Raw genomic sequence first — 14,896 nt, forward strand, 5'->3', positions numbered from 1 at the left:
TCAGGCAAGATCCTTTAGGTTATAACCAATTTGTCTTAAAAACTGAGGATCAGAACGCCAATTGTGCTGCACTTTTACCCAAAGATGCAAATTAACTTTTTCACCTAATAAATCTTCAATTTGTCGTCTGGAATTGATACCAATTTGCTTGAGCATCTTGCCGCCCTTACCAATGATGATTCCTTTTTGACCACTTTTTTCTACATAAATAGTGGCCTCTATTTGTAGCTTATTGTTCTCATGCTTGTTCATTTGTTCTACCCAAACTGCAGCAGCATGAGGAACTTCTTCAGCTGTAAACTTTAAAATTTGTTCACGAATCAGTTCTGCAACCATAAAATATTCAGGACGATCTGTTATTTGATCTGTGCCATAATACTTAGGTCCTTCAGGTAAATATTGATATAAAACTTGAATTAGATCACTAATTCCAACTCCCTGAGTTGCAGATACCGGCAAAAACTCTTTAAAAATATTTAGCTTATGATATTGATCAATTATTGGTAAAAGCTCATTTGGATTAACTTGATCTACTTTATTAATAAGGAGCACAATGGGAACTGTTGTCTTTTGCAATAGTTCCGCAATATAAGCATCACCTTTGCCCATTTTTTCTGGTTCTACCATAAACAAAATGAGGTCAACATCGTTCAAGCTAGATAAGCTGGCTTTATCCATGTAATTATCTAAATCAAGGTGTGGCTTAAATATTCCAGGTGTATCAATAAAAATTGCCTGCATTTCATCAGTTGTATAAATTCCAGAAATTTTATTACGCGTAGTTTGTGGCTTACTGGAAGTAATTGCTACTTTTTGCCCTACTAGAAAATTCATTAAAGTAGATTTACCAACGTTAGGTCTTCCTAACAAAGCAACAAATCCAGATTTTATTTTCTTGTTTTCAACCATTATTTACCTCTGCCTTCATCCAACTGATCTGGATACAAGGGCAAACCATAATCTTCCAATACTTTTCCTTGTATTTTAAACATGGTTTTTGCCTCGTCTGGTGCAATATGATCATATCCGTTAAGATGCAAAAAGCCGTGAACTAAAGTATAACCGAATTCACGATCCCAACCTGTACCATATTCCTTACTGTGTCGCATAATAACGCTTGGACACATAAATAAATCACCAATATCTTCAATGAATTCAGGATCATCAAACACACTAAAGTCAATTTGATCTGCCCCATCTTCAATAGCAAAAGAAATCACATCAGTTGGTCTGTTTTTACCGCGATATTTTTTATTAATTTCATTACTGCGTTTTTCATCAATGAAATTAATACTCATTTCTAAATTGTTCTTTTTATTTATTTCCTTTTTAGCAAGCAAAAGAAGATTGGTAACCCACTTTTGCCAATCACGTTTTTCATTTTCAAGAAAACCAACTTCATCATTAAAAGTAATATCTATTGAATCCATTAAATCTATTTTTCTTCCTTTTCGTAGGCATTAATAATTTTAGCAACAACTGGATGACGAACAACATCATTAGCTGAAAACCAGATAAATTTAATCTGTTCAATTTTCTTCAAAATCCGTTCAGCATCTATTAAACCACTGTGTTGTTTACCGGGAAGATCAACCTGCGTCATATCACCATTAACGATCATTTTCGAATTAAAGCCTAACCTGGTTAAAAACATTTTCATCTGCGCATCAGTAGTATTTTGAGCTTCATCAAGAATAACAAATGCATCATCTAACGTACGTCCACGCATATATGCTAATGGAGCCACTTCAATAACTCCTCGTTCCATTAAATGATCAGTAGTATTTGTCCCTAAAATAGCATAAAGCGAATCATAAATGGGTCTCAGGTATGGATCAACTTTTTCTTTAAGATCACCAGGTAAAAATCCCAGTGACTCTCCAGCTTCAACTGCAGGTCTGGTCAAAATAATCCTTGAAACTTCACCCTTTTTAAAAGCTGCAACAGCACAAACCACGGCGATAAACGTCTTACCGGTACCAGCAGGACCGATTCCAAATACTACATCATTTTTTTCAATGGCTTCGACATATTTTTTCTGTCCCATATTTTTAACTCTAATCGGCTTGCCTTTAGCATCCCGAATTAAAATCTTTTTATATAGGTCAGGAAAGTATTCAGTTGTTCCCTTATCAGCCATTTTCATTGCGCTGACAACGTCAGCAGGACCAATATTAATATTGGCACTAACAACGCTATCTAAAGCTTTCAGAACAGCTAAAACTTTTTTGATGTCATTATCATCACCTTGAATAGCTATACTGTTGCCAGTATCAACTACACTGGCATTATATCCAGTTGATAAAAGACCTAAATTCTTATCATTAATACCAACTAATTTTTGGATGTTCTCAGGATTTTTAGGAATAAAATTGGTTTGGGCCAAATAACTCTGCTCCTTTTCTTGTGCCTATTTCAACTGTTTGCGCACCGCATTAGAAGCTGCTTTACCATCAGCTTTACCTTTAATTTTAGGCATTAAAACTTTCATTACTTTACCAAAATCCGATTTACCTTGAGCATTAACTTCTGCAATTGCCGATGAAACGGCTTGATTGAGCTCTTCTTCCGTCATTTGTTTAGGCAGATAGCTTTCAACAATTGCCAATTCCTGTTTGGTTTCATCCGCCAAGTCTTTACGATTAGCCTTGGTAAATTCATCAATTGATTCTTCACGCTGCTTTTTTTCTCGGCTAAGGACCGTCAATTCTTCTTCAGCGGTCAAATCATGACCTGCTTTAATTTTTTCATTCATTAAAGCAGACTTGATCATACGAACAGTGTTCAGTCTAACCTTGTCGCGAGCTTTCATCGCTTCTTTCATGTCTGACATTATTTGCTCAGATAAACTCAAATGAATTCCCTCTTTCTTCACAAAATCTAGGTAAATTATAACAAATTTACACCCTAGTTTAAATTAAATAAAACATTAAACTTTAATTATTGTTAATAAAAAACGACTTCTACCTGTTTGATAAAAGTCGTTTATAAATTAATAATGTCTGCGCTTCCGAGCAGCTTCAGATTTAAGCTTCCTACGAACGCTAGGTTTCTCATAAAACTCGCGCTTGCGGTATTCTTGTAGTGTACCGCTTCTAGAAACGGAACGTTTAAAACGACGAAGAGCATCATCAATAGACTCGTTTTCGTGAACGACTGTCTTTGCCATATGTGATCCCTCCTTCCATTTCTTGACGTTACCGTCATACATTTAACTAAATTATATCAAACATCACCGGTGGGTCAATACAAACGTACAATATTTTTAAAATTTTTCATAGAAAAAACTTAACCTGTTAATGATTTTTGTTAAATTGTATAATTGAAGAAAAAAGGAGTAAATAATGGCTGAAGAAACAACAAAAAAAGAAGTCAACATAATAATAATTTCAGATTCTGCTGGGGATACTGCTTTTAATAATGCTGTTGCCGCAGCTGCCCAGTTTCCTGATGCGCAAATTAATTATAGAAGATATCCGTTTATAATTAATAAGGAGAAATTAGAAGAGACCTTTGAAGAAATAGTTCAATATCCAAATTTATTGCTTATTTACAGTCTGGTAAAAGATGAAATGCAAATACCAGTTATTCGGTTTGTTAGAGAACACCATATTCAAAGTGTTGATATTTTATCTCCTGCTATCGAATCGATTCAAAAATTAACTGGTTTGAAACCGCAACAAAAAATAGGTGCTCAGCATAAAATGAATCAAAAATACTTTGATCGCATTTCAGCTATGGAGTTTGCAGTTATGTATGATGATGGCAAAGACCCTAAGGGCTTTTTAGAAGCTGATGTCGTACTTTTGGGAGTATCGCGTACGTCGAAAACTCCCTTATCATTGTTTTTAGCTAATAAAAATCTCAAAGTCGCAAATCTGCCATTAGTTCCAGATACCCATATCCCGAAAGAAATATATCAAATTGATCCTAAAAAAATTATTGGTTTGACAAATGACCTTTCTGTGTTAAATGAAATCAGACGTGAAAGAATGATTTCCTATGGTTTAAATCCCGATACCTCCTATTCTAATATCGATGCCATAAAAAAAGAATTGGATTCAGCACAAAAGCTTTATGATCAGCTTGGTTGCTTTGTAATAAATGTTGCTCACCGTTCGATCGAAGAGACTGCAGCAATTATCATGAACCACTTAGGAGTTCAAAACTAATTTTTTCTTTGTTTGCCTTGTTTTCATTATTTAACTTCCATATAATTAATTTAATATTAAAAAATTAAACTATTGAAGCCAATTGAGGCAAAATAATGAAAAACAAACAAGCTAATAAATCAATCAGAAAAGTGGTTGTTCTAAGACTGATCTTAATCGCTATTTTTGGCGGGATCACTGCCTTAGATGGCATTATTAGTCCAATTTTAATTGGTAAATTAATGGACAACATCAGTAAAAAAGAATTTTCCACTTCTTTTATCTTATTAGTGGTGTTTTTACTGTGCTTTGTTTTAGTTAACGCTTCCTTTTGGATTTGGCGCTTATTGAGCCTGAATATCAGGAAAATTATTAACAAATGGTTGCGCAGTCAGGCAGTAGCCAGCTACAATAACCATCCGCAACTACAGTCAAGTAAAATTTTAAATTTTATCAATGTCACGATCAAACAATTTGAGAACCAGATCATTGATTCGGTAATAATGTTGATCTACTGCATCGAGCAAGCAGTAATCACTTTATTCTTTGTAATTAAGATTAATCCTATATTAGGTCTGACCTATTTAATATTAGGATTTATACCAGCAGTAGTTCCCTTTGTTTTTAAAAAATGGCTGAGCAAATCAACTGATCGGTGGAACAAGTCATACCAGCGTTATTCACTGCACACCACTGAATATTTTAACGGCTTTTATACCATCAAAAGATTTGAAAGCTTGTTAATCTTTAAGGATAAGCTGAACAATCTCTTAAATGACTCGGAAAATAAATATTATCAAATGGATGCGGACAAGGAACATTCACGTTTTGTTTCTAACTTGCTCTATTCATTATCTACCATTCTTTCTTTGGGTTTGGGCGTTTACTTTGTCAGCATTGGTCAATTGACCGCTGGTGCGTTAATGTCCTTATATTTAGCAGCAGACAGGGTTACAAGTCCCATAATTAGTTCTATTCAATTCACTAATCAGTTACTTTCAAGTCGCCCATTAATTGCTTCATGCAAAAATATTATTTCTAACAAAGAAAAACCAATTAACAATATCGTGTCTCAAAAATTTACAGATGATACTGTGCTAGAAATTGATGATGGTTCATTTGGTTATGATAAAGCCATTATCACTAATCTTTCTTTTAGTGCAAGCAATAGTGAAAAAATTTTAATTTCTGGCAGATCAGGAATTGGTAAAACAACTATTGTAAAAACAATGTTGAACGAACTCAAATTGTTGGGCGGTTCAATTAAATACAGCAAGGAGTTATATGCTAAACCGATTTATGATAACATCGGTGTCTTAGCTCAAGAGACAACCATTTTTACCGGTACCCTGCTTTTTAACTTGTGTCTTGGTCAAGATTATCCGACTGCTACAATTTTACAAGTTTTAAATGAAGTCGGATTAAACAAATTTGCTAGTGAGAGTGCACTGAATATGAGGCTTGGTGAAGGTGCCAACGCCTTATCTGGAGGAGAAAAGAGAAAGTTAGAATTGGCCAGGCTGTTACTGCGCAATAAAAAGTTATTACTGGTTGATGAAGCATTATCAGGTTTAGATAAAGAAAGCTACAGCCAAGTTTTTGGCTTGATTCTCAATTTTCCTGGCACAGTGATTGATATTGAACACAATGTTCAGCCTGCATTTGCTAAAAAATATGATAAAGTAATAGAACTTGATCAGTATGCTTTATGATACAGAAACAGATTTAAGTTAATTATTTACTAAGTTTAATAATTTTAAGCTCATCAATTGCAGTAAACTACCGGGCAAAATAAAATGGAGTAAAATAGTAATCTGATCTAGCAATAGAAAGCGTGGAGAATTTATGCATGAAAATAAAGAAAAATTAGATACAGCTATTTTCGCCGGTGGTTGCTTTTGGTGCATGGTTAAACCGTTTGACTCTTTACCCGGAATTAAAAAAGTAATTTCGGGTTACACTGGTGGTAGTGTTCCTAATCCAACCTATGAACAGGTCTGCACAGGAATGACGGGACATACTGAAGCAGTAGAGATCACTTACAATCCTGAAGTTATGCCTTATGAAAAGTTGCTTGACTATTATTGGCAAGTAACTGATCCAACAGACGCATCCGGACAATTTCAGGATCGCGGTGATAACTATCGTCCAGTTATCTTTTATAATTCTTCTGCTCAAAAAGAAGCTGCGGAGATGTCAAAAAGAGCTCTCCAAAATAGTGGCAGGTTTGATGCGCCAATAGTTACAAAAATTGAACCAGCCAAGCCATTTTATCCTGCTGAAGATTATCATCAGGATTTTTACAAAAAAAATCCACTGCGTTATAGTCTTGAAGAATCTGGTGGCAGAGAAGAATTCATCAAAAAACATTGGCAAAACTAATCAAAAATAGATTAAAAACACTTTAAATTTCACGAAAATGTGTTAGTATACTTAAGAAAAATACTAGTTTTTATTTTTATATAGAAACTAGTATTTATTATTTTTATTTAGCATTTTTTCAAAAAGGGATAATTGAATAATGGACCAGCTTGACGCATTCAATCGGCGGTATAATCTACTCTCTAAAATTTCTGCCTCATTTTTCTATTCGCTAGCCGTGGCTGTGGCTCTAAATTTCTTTTGGACACCAGGACACATGTACTCCTCAGGAATAACTGGTTTTGCCCAATTAATTAATACCATGAGCGAACGGTATTTACCCGTTACTCTATCAACTTCTGCTTTGTATTTTGTATTGAACTTGCCTCTGCTTTTGCTTGCCTGGATAAAGATTGGACATAAATTTACGTTTTTTACAATCATTACAGTCATCCTTGGATCAATTATGATGCGAGTAGTACAACCGATTAACATGCACATTGATCCACTTGTCTGTGCGATTTTTGGTGGTATGATCAATGGCCTGGGTACAGGTTTTGCGCTTAAGAACGGTATATCAACAGGTGGACTTGATATCATAGGTATAGTCATTCAGCGAAAAACAGGAACCAGTTACGGTAAAATCAGTATCTTAATTAATTTAATAATTATAGCTGCTGCTGGATTTGCTTTTGGTTGGACGCGTGCATTATATTCAGCTTTAACTATTTTTATTAACGGACGCGTAATCGATGCCGTCTATACGCAGCACCAGAAGCTGCAGGTTACCATCGTTACAGAACAGCCTCATGCTATTATTGATGGCATTCAGGAAAAAATGCATCGTGGCATTACGATTTTCCATGATGTTGAAGGTGCATACAGTCATAATGAGAAAAAAGTATTGATCACTGTTATTGACCGCTATGATATGTATGATGTTTTACATATTGTTAAAAAAAGCGATCCCTATGCCTTCATGAGCGTTACCGAAGTCGAGCGGGTTTACGGCAGCTTCAAGGAACAAGAAATAGTTTAGTAGTTACTCAAAAAGAACATGACTAATAATAGCCATGTTCTTTTTTACATAATTTTTATTATTTAAAGAGCTTTTTATATTCTCCGTAACCTTTTTGTTCTAATTTCTCATAAGGGATGAACTCCAAAGCTGAAGAATTGATGCAATATCTAAGTCCGCCTTTATCAGACGGGCCATCATCAAATACATGCCCTAAATGCGAATCTGCATCTGGACTCTTGACCTCAGTTCTTTCCATATTATGGGACTGATCACGGTGGTAAACTAATTTTTTAATCGGACGTGTAAAACTAGGCCAGCCGCATCCCGCATCATATTTGTCTTCACTCGAAAATAATGGCTCTCCTGATACAATATCAACATAAATTCCTTTTTGATAAAAATCATCGTATTTGCCTTTGAATGGGTAATCAGTTGCAGCTTGCTGAGTCACTTGGTACTGATCGGGAGTTATCTGCTTCAATCTCTTATTTTTCTCATTTTGATCCATAAATCACACACTCCTTACGTGTATATACCCAATATAACAAAAATAAATAGCATACACTAACTATAAACTCACTAAAATAATACTTTTTCTTAATTTTATTTAAGTTCATGCTGGGTTATAATATGGTTTCAAGAAAAATAGGAAGGATCTTATTGTGTTATGCCACATTTAGCAAAAAACTTATCTGCAAAAATAAATTCTAGAATTAGGAACTTGCCTAATTCTGAAATCAGATCTTTTAGTCAAAAAATTTCTCAAATTCCTGGGATAATAAAATTAACTATTGGTGAACCTGATTTAAATACTCCTGAACATATAAAACGAGCGGCAATTAATGATATTAATAGTGATGACTCCCATTATGCTCCAGAAGCTGGAAAGGAAAAATACTTAAGTTCCGTCAGCAAGTATTTAAAAAAGAGTTTGGGTGTAAGCTATGATCCTAAAAGTGAAATTTGTGCTATCGTAGGTGTTTCAGAGGGACTGAATATTGCCGCCATGGCTTTGTTAAATCCGGGAGAAAAAATCATTGTCCCTACCCCGGTTTGGGAAGTTTATTTTGGTATTATAAAAATGGCCGGTGGTATACCTGTACAAGTTGATACTTCTGCTGATAATTTCCTTTTAACAGCCAAAAAGCTGACTGAGACGCTTGAAAATGAAGGCAAAGGAGCAAAAGCTGTTATCATTACTGACCCCTCTAACCCAACAGGTCGAGTATACTCAAAGCAAAACTTACAAGAGTTAGCAGACGTTATCACTAAATATGATATATTTGCAGTAAGTGATGAAATTTATGCGGAATTAATTTACGGTAAAAAAAAGCATTATTCTCTGACACAGATTATTCCGGAAAGAACTGTTTTGTTATCGGGGCTGTCAAAAAGCGTTGCAATGACTGGTTGGAGAATCGGTTATATCGCGGGGCCTGCTGAGTTAATGAAGTCAATGATCAAAATACATTCATTCATGATTTCTTCTGTAACTGATAATGTTCAGATTGCGGCGTCAGAGGCATTAGATCATGGTGAGCAAGACTATATTGATGCTAGAGAAAAGTACCAAAAGCGTTTACATCTTCTTGAAGATGGTCTAAAGAAGAATGGCTATACTATGGCTACACCAGAAGGAGCTTTTTATATTTTTGCTAAAATACCAAGCAAATTCGGCTGCGATGATGTCGCATTTGCTAAAGATTTGGCTGAAAAAGCCAAAGTTGGGGTAACTCCTGGCAGCTTTTTTGGTGCAGGTGGTCATGGGTATGTTCGCTTTTCATATGCATCTTCTGAAGAGAAGCTCAAAGAGGCTATTAAGCGCATAACTGATTACACTAATAATAACTAAAAAGCTAATTTCTTGGGGTTTTCAACTTTAGTAGTTTAAAATTTAAAGAGTAGTCGTTTATATTTATAACAAGAGAAAGGGTTAAGATTATGCAAGTAACAATGAAGAATGAACCTCTGTCAACCAATGGTGAACCACCAAAAGTGGGCGAACAATTACCAGACTTTAAAGTAAAACAGGCAGACGGTTCTGTTGTTTCAGTAACAGAATTAGTTGACAAGCCAACTTTAATTAGTGTTGTACCTAATATTAATACCAGCGTCTGCAGTATTTCTACTAAAAAGTTTAACGGTGAAGTTGATAAGTTTAACGGTATCAATTTTTATACTATTTCTACCAATACTCCAGAAGAGCAGAAAAACTGGTGTGCAGCTGAAGGCGTTTCTAAAATGAAGCTTTTGTCAGATGATTCTTTTGATTTTGGTAAAAGTATGGGTCTATTTATTGAAGCTAATAAATTGGATTCCAGAAGTGTTTGGATCGTTGATGCAGATAAAAAAGTTTTGTACCAAGAACTCATTCAGGAATTAACTAACGAGCCTAATTACGATAAGGCTTTAGATTTTTTACAAAGTTTAAAATAATCTAGTTAAAAGCGGTTAAGGAAAAGATTTCCTTAACCGCTTTTTTTACTTTAAAAAACAGGTTTATCAAGTACAATCCACTTATCAAAAGTTTGATCTGCTAAATCAAAATTATCCGGGTTTAATAAAAATTGCTTGGCTTTAACTACTAAAGGCGAAGAATTTGCAATACTTATCTTTGCTAATGGTATGTTGATTGCTCCTAAAGAGTCTTGACCGGCAAATTGTTTAACTTCTCCTTGAACTTTACCAATAGTTTTCTTTATTTCATAAAAAACGCAAATATGTTGATTAAAATGCCATTGTTCATAATCCCAAGGGTATTTAAACGAAGTAACACCAATTTGCCTGTAATCTTGAACTATTAAGCCTGTTTCTTCATTTACTTCACGCTTAACTGCATGCCTTAATGATTCCCCGTCTTCTAAACTACCTCCTGGTAAGTCATAGCGATTTATATAAGGTCCACCCTCTTTTTTGATTACAACTAGATTTTGCTGATCACCAATAATGCCATAACAACCAAAAGCTCGATGAAACTTGTCAGTCATATGATTTCCTCCTAATATCAAAATTAGAATGGATTATAATTTTCTCACTATTTAATATTAAAAGCAAAGCAATTTTAAATTATTCAGTAATAGGCATTTTAAAGTTCTGCTGCTGCTCTGGCTAGAGGTGCCGTGGATGAATATATTTTTTGATAAAGATTATAATATTTATTATAAAGTACAAAATTATGTTGATCGGGTACGATGATATCATTATATCTCACAAATAAATTAATACAGCTTTCCCAATTTTTAAACCATTGGCATCCCATAGCTGCAATCATAGCGGCTCCAATTCCAGGTCCTTGTTCATTTTTTAATGAAATAATTTTTTTACCGAATACGTCAGCTTGCAGTTTCAGCCAAAATTTACTTTTTGCACCTCCACCAATACAAACGATTTTTTCAATAGTCTTATTATTTTGCTCGTAAATCGATATTAAATCTCGCAAACTGTATGTAATTCCTTCTATCACTGCTCGGCAAAAATCATTTTTCGTCAATATTTTACTAATTCCTGTGAAGCTTCCGCGGATATAAGAATCCGAGTATGGAGTCCTTTCACCATTAATATAAGGTGTAAAAAAAAGTTTATTTGCACCTAAATTTGAATTCTGAGCCATTAAAAGCAAGTCATTAAAAGATTTTTCGGGAAAGAAAGTGTCTTTAAACCAGCTTAAAGATTCTCCTGCTGCTAATGTTACTCCCATAGAGTAAAAATGATGAGCAACCGCGTGATGTTCCATTTGCAACGTCCCCTCATATGGTGTGTGAGGATTTTGCTCATCAGCTAAAACAACTCCTGATGTACCAATACTACAAAGTAAATTTTGAGAATTTAAAATACCGGATCCAATTGCTGCAACGGCGTTATCTCCTCCCCCAGCAAAAATCTTTGCATCTTTATTCAGACCAGTTTGCTCACAAACTTCTTGCAAGGGAAATCCAACAAAGTCTGTGGAATTTACAAGAGTGGGACAACAATACTTAGGAATATTAAAAAAATTCAAAATTTTATTACTCCAGCGGTTTTGTGCAATGTCTAAAATTATTGTTCCGGTAGCATCTGAATAATCCATATTTATTTTTCCGGTCATTTTATATCTAACATAGTCTTTAGGCATCATAAAGTATCTAATTTTTGCAAAATTATCAGGTTCATTTTCCTGTAACCATAACAATTTTGGTAAGGTAAAACCTGCAGTAGCTTTGTTACCGGTAATTTCTACTATTTCTTTTCCAAAATTTTTGTTTATGTAATCAGCCTCATTTGCTGTTCTGCCGTCGTTCCATAATATTGATGGTCGAATTATTTGTTTATTTTTATCCAAAATTACCAAGCTGTGCATTTGACCAGAAAATGATATCCCATCTATTTTAACCAAGTCTTTTAGCTTGCTCATAATTTTTTTTATCGCAGCTAAAGTTGCATGAACCCAGTCATTTGGATTTTGCTCGCTAAAACCTTCTGCCGGATTATAGACTGGATAATCTTCTATTTCTTGATCTATTATTCTTCCTAATTGATCTAGACAACTGACTTTTACGGCACTTGTGCCTAAATCAATTCCTAATACATATTTTTCCATCATTTATTCTCGTATGGTTTAAACTGAAAATTTAGTTTTTTTGACCAAATTGGATAGTCACCGAATAGCAGCCGATAAGGAAGCTCGTCCTCTTCTATTTCTGGAATCCGGGGAATTGGTTTATAAAAATGATTATCTAAATTATCATTATTGGTTTTTGAGACCTCCCAAGCCATAACTTTGCCAGTTCCTGACTCAACATCCCACTTATGGTAAATTCCAGGTGTTGCAGTTAAACTTTCACCTGGTTCTAACTTGATGGTTGTTCCAGCAGGAACCACTAGTTTTTCTCCATCTTTAACTATTTTAACTTCACTTTTATGATCAATTTCACCAGTTTTTGTCGAATTCCAGACTCTAATTAATAAATTTCCTCCACCACGATTAACAGTATCCTCTTCTTTTAGCTTATGAAAATGGTACGGCAACTCTTGTCCTTCTTCTAAGAATAATATTTTTTCACAATAAGGTTTTGGATAAATTTCAGTATGCTCATAATTGCCATTCCTAAACGTAAAAGCCACTAGGCCATATTTTGCAAAATTTTTACTGCCAAAATCGGTTACATCCCAGCCCAACATATTATCAACAATTTCGCGATAACGTTCATTGAGTCCAGTCCAATCATTAATATTCCAACTAGCGAACTGAGGAAAATAAACTTGGTGCTTTTTTGCAAAATCAATATTTTTTTGAAGGATTTTATTTATTTGCGATCTTTTCATTTTTTACCTCACTAAAATCAAATTGTAGGTTAAATGCAATTCTTTCATCTGGTTTGATATATTTTAATTTATTATTTTTATTAGCTTGGATAAAACCATTTACATCGTTTGTACCGGGCTCTAATCCTAAAACATAGTTTTTGTTTCTTTCCAAACGCCATTCATTCAAAATCGGGAGTGTTTTACTACTAAATTTAACTTTTAACGAAAGGTTTGTTCTTGGACTAATCAAACTATATTCAGATTTTTTTAAAGTATGAAAATATACTTGTTCAGGCTCAGCTATATTAGGTTTCTTTAATTTAAACGGATAACTACCTTTTATTCTCTGATATTTACGGTTGAAACTTTTTTCTGGCTGGAAAAATATTTCAGTGTCGGGTGTTAAAAACGGATAACCAAAATTATTATGATACAAAAGCATATACGGTACAGTGTCATCTCCGGCATTTACTAAAGTGTCATCTATACGTATACTTGTCTCATTAGTACTTACAGTGATTTTGCGGTGTAATATTAAGTTTGGACCAAACATAACTGAATCAGCAATGTTACCTTCAACCTGAATTTTGTTTTTTAAAATTTCATAACTAAAATTATATGCAGGCGTATTGCTAACTGTACCGTGTAAACCGCGCCTATTATCAGAGCTTCCCATATATGCCAATCCACCTGTTGTTAAAAATCCAACATTGAAATTGCGCATAAAGCCTTTATCTTCATCCTCATTAAAGTAAGTACTGTTTACAAGACCTGTTGCCGATAAAAACGATATGTTTTTTCCATTCAACTTTAATTCTACTATATCCATGCCTCTGTCTAATGCCACTGTAAGTGAAAAGCCACTGGCAGTGGCTATTTCAAAAGCCTTTAATCCAGTAGCTTTTCCCTCGAGAAATTGAATATATTTGACAGAGTTTAGTTGAGCCTTATTGCCAACATATATTTCTGAATTCTCGTTTCTCATTTATCCTATACTTATATCTCCTAAATCAACATCTTTTTCTTCTTTCTTTTCGTTCTCTGCGCTAACAGGTCTTTTTAAAATGAAGAAAACGATACCGGTGACTAAACTACCTATGAGAAGAGCAATTAAAAATTGGACAGGTTTTGACATAGTAGGAACTGCAAATAAACCAGAAGCAGGAATTTTTGAATCTGCACCCCATAACATTGAAAGTCCGCCACCTATTGCTCCACCACAAGCAGTTGAAACTATTGATCTCCACAAATCGTTTAAAACAATAGGTAAACTTCCTTCGGTGATTTCACATATACCCATGGGAAAAGCCGTTTTTAGTGTGTCTACTTCCGTTTGTGTGTAAATCTTCTTATGAAATAGTTTTTCAAGGAAATATGCAAAAGTAAAACCAAATGGCGTTACCATAGAAGCCAAAATTAGAACAGTGATTGGCTCATTGACTCCTTCTGCCTGCATTGCTAATACAAAAGCAAAGACTGTCTTGTTAATGGCTCCACCATAATCGACTGATGCCAAAATGCCAATAATAGCACCATAAAGAAATTTTTGACTCGATGGTAATTGAGTTAGATATCTGGTAAGCATTTTTTGCCCTTCGGCAATTGGCGCGCCTAATATGTAAAACATGACGGCAGCCGACAAAATTGATGATAAAAATGGTATTATCAAAGTCGGCATTAGACCTTGTGCCCAATTAGGTACTTTTATTGTTTTTACAATTAAAATTGTAAACCAACCGGCAACATAGCCTCCGATTAAACCTCCCAGGAACCCAGCTTTAATCATATTTGAAATAAGACCAACTAAAAATCCTGGAGCTATTCCTGGCTTGTCAGCAATTGCAAAAGAAACCCCGGTTGAAACAACAACAGGAAGAAGTCCTAAAATTAAGCTCCCAGCTGTACTAAAAGCATCCCATATTCCAATAGTACCAGTAAAGTTGGTAATGTTTTTACCGCCAAAGATATTTCCAACTGCTAATAACAATCCTCCCGCAACAACAACGGGAATCAAATATGAGATTGCCGTCAAAGCCGGTTCTTTAATTTTGACTATAATTTTATTTTCAGCCATTTTTAA

The 14,896-nt window shown here is 34.5% G+C and carries 17 protein-coding genes; 6 read left to right on the forward strand and 11 right to left on the reverse strand.

Features of this window, described 5'->3' with window-relative positions; all coding sequences use genetic code 11:
* The 5 genes from era to rpsU form a co-directional block, all read right to left on the reverse strand.
* Positions 1–909: a GTPase Era gene (gene era, locus DKL58_RS04970; RefSeq protein WP_109586314.1), complete on the reverse strand. Its 909-nt coding sequence runs from the start codon at positions 907–909 to the stop codon at positions 1–3.
* On the reverse strand, positions 909–1,430 hold the full coding sequence (ybeY, locus tag DKL58_RS04975) for an rRNA maturation RNase YbeY (RefSeq protein WP_109586315.1): 522 nt from the start codon (positions 1,428–1,430) through the stop codon (positions 909–911). Before ybeY ends, era begins: the two co-directional genes overlap by 1 nt.
* A 5-nt stretch (positions 1,431–1,435) precedes the next feature.
* A complete protein-coding gene (locus DKL58_RS04980; RefSeq protein WP_109586316.1) occupies positions 1,436–2,386 on the reverse strand; it encodes a PhoH family protein in 951 nt (316 codons plus the stop codon).
* A gap of 24 nt (positions 2,387–2,410) precedes the next feature.
* On the reverse strand, positions 2,411–2,854 hold the full coding sequence (locus tag DKL58_RS04985; protein ID WP_109586317.1) for a GatB/YqeY domain-containing protein: 444 nt from the start codon (positions 2,852–2,854) through the stop codon (positions 2,411–2,413).
* A 138-nt stretch (positions 2,855–2,992) separates the two neighbouring features.
* Positions 2,993–3,169 (reverse strand): 30S ribosomal protein S21, encoded by a 177-nt coding sequence (rpsU, locus tag DKL58_RS04990; RefSeq protein ID WP_009560161.1) that lies wholly within the window; start codon positions 3,167–3,169, stop codon positions 2,993–2,995.
* A gap of 175 nt (positions 3,170–3,344) precedes the next feature.
* On the opposite strand from rpsU, the gene DKL58_RS04995 reads away from it, so the two are divergent.
* From DKL58_RS04995 to DKL58_RS05010, 4 genes are all read left to right on the forward strand, one after another.
* Complete coding sequence (locus DKL58_RS04995; RefSeq protein WP_034979765.1) at positions 3,345–4,172, forward strand: pyruvate, water dikinase regulatory protein; 828 nt, start codon at positions 3,345–3,347, stop codon at positions 4,170–4,172.
* A gap of 95 nt (positions 4,173–4,267) precedes the next feature.
* Positions 4,268–5,863: an ATP-binding cassette domain-containing protein gene (locus DKL58_RS05000; protein WP_109586318.1), complete on the forward strand. Its 1,596-nt coding sequence runs from the start codon at positions 4,268–4,270 to the stop codon at positions 5,861–5,863.
* A gap of 133 nt (positions 5,864–5,996) precedes the next feature.
* Positions 5,997–6,533 carry a peptide-methionine (S)-S-oxide reductase MsrA gene (gene msrA / locus DKL58_RS05005; protein WP_109586319.1) on the forward strand — a complete coding sequence of 179 codons (537 nt, stop codon included), beginning with the start codon at positions 5,997–5,999 and terminating at the stop codon, positions 6,531–6,533.
* Positions 6,534–6,672: 139 nt separating this feature from the next.
* Positions 6,673–7,551 (forward strand): YitT family protein, encoded by an 879-nt coding sequence (locus tag DKL58_RS05010; RefSeq protein ID WP_109586320.1) that lies wholly within the window; start codon positions 6,673–6,675, stop codon positions 7,549–7,551.
* Between the two features lie 58 nt (positions 7,552–7,609).
* Here the strand turns inward: DKL58_RS05010 and msrB are convergent, their stop codons facing one another.
* Positions 7,610–8,041 carry a peptide-methionine (R)-S-oxide reductase MsrB gene (gene msrB / locus DKL58_RS05015; protein WP_109586321.1) on the reverse strand — a complete coding sequence of 144 codons (432 nt, stop codon included), beginning with the start codon at positions 8,039–8,041 and terminating at the stop codon, positions 7,610–7,612.
* Between the two features lie 159 nt (positions 8,042–8,200).
* On the opposite strand from msrB, the gene DKL58_RS05020 reads away from it, so the two are divergent.
* Positions 8,201–9,385, forward strand: coding sequence for a pyridoxal phosphate-dependent aminotransferase (locus DKL58_RS05020; protein WP_109586322.1), 1,185 nt, complete (start codon positions 8,201–8,203; stop codon positions 9,383–9,385).
* A gap of 89 nt (positions 9,386–9,474) precedes the next feature.
* Entirely contained in the window at positions 9,475–9,969 is a 495-nt protein-coding gene (gene tpx, locus DKL58_RS05025; protein ID WP_109586323.1) for a thiol peroxidase, read from the forward strand.
* Positions 9,970–10,019: 50 nt separating this feature from the next.
* Here the strand turns inward: tpx and DKL58_RS05030 are convergent, their stop codons facing one another.
* The 5 genes from DKL58_RS05030 to DKL58_RS05050 form a co-directional block, all read right to left on the reverse strand.
* Positions 10,020–10,520, reverse strand: a complete 501-nt coding sequence (locus DKL58_RS05030) for an NUDIX hydrolase (RefSeq protein ID WP_109586324.1) — start codon at positions 10,518–10,520, stop codon at positions 10,020–10,022.
* A gap of 98 nt (positions 10,521–10,618) precedes the next feature.
* A complete protein-coding gene (gene xylB, locus DKL58_RS05035) occupies positions 10,619–12,109 on the reverse strand; it encodes a xylulokinase (protein ID WP_109586325.1) in 1,491 nt (496 codons plus the stop codon).
* A complete protein-coding gene (locus DKL58_RS05040) occupies positions 12,109–12,834 on the reverse strand; it encodes a D-lyxose/D-mannose family sugar isomerase (RefSeq protein ID WP_109586326.1) in 726 nt (241 codons plus the stop codon). The genes xylB and DKL58_RS05040 overlap by 1 nt, the downstream gene beginning before the upstream one ends.
* Entirely contained in the window at positions 12,812–13,801 is a 990-nt protein-coding gene (locus tag DKL58_RS05045; RefSeq protein ID WP_109586327.1) for an aldose 1-epimerase family protein, read from the reverse strand. The genes DKL58_RS05040 and DKL58_RS05045 overlap by 23 nt, the downstream gene beginning before the upstream one ends.
* A complete protein-coding gene (locus DKL58_RS05050) occupies positions 13,802–14,890 on the reverse strand; it encodes a PTS fructose transporter subunit IIC (protein ID WP_045928132.1) in 1,089 nt (362 codons plus the stop codon). It abuts the gene before it with no gap.
* Positions 14,891–14,896 lie beyond the last annotated feature (6 nt).

Source organism: Lactobacillus kullabergensis (genome assembly GCF_003151025.1).
In the GTDB taxonomy this organism is placed as follows: Bacteria; Bacillota; Bacilli; order Lactobacillales; family Lactobacillaceae; genus Lactobacillus; species Lactobacillus kullabergensis.